At 50.4% G+C, this 355-nt stretch carries 1 protein-coding gene; it reads right to left on the bottom strand.

Annotated features, from left to right (window positions below):
* On the bottom strand, positions 1 to 355 hold a 355-nt coding region (locus tag CD147_RS12650), incomplete at both ends, for a hypothetical protein (RefSeq protein ID WP_206185161.1).

Here is a 355-nt window from a genome sequence, read left to right as displayed (position 1 = left end):
GTATCAACATCATCTGTGATGCCGTCTCCATCTGTGTCTGCATCAGAATCTGCATCTGCATCTGCGTCAGAGTCTGCATCTGCGTCTGCATCAGAATCTGCGTCTGCATCAGAATCTGCGTCTGCATCAGAATCTGCATCTGCATCTGCGTCTGCATCAGAATCTGCGTCTGTATCAGAGTCTGCATCAGAATCTGCGTCTGCATCTGCGTCAGAGTCTGCATCTGCGTCAGAGTCTGCATCTGCATCAGAATCTGCGTCTGCATCAGAATCTGCGTCAGAGTCTGCATCTGCGTCTGCATCAGAATCTGCGTCTGCATCTGCGTCAGAGTCTGCATCTGCTGGATCTACTACAT

This window comes from Staphylococcus devriesei (assembly GCF_002902625.1).
GTDB lineage: Bacteria > Bacillota > Bacilli > Staphylococcales > Staphylococcaceae > Staphylococcus > Staphylococcus devriesei.
This window is presented reverse-complemented; position numbering and strand designations above follow the sequence as displayed.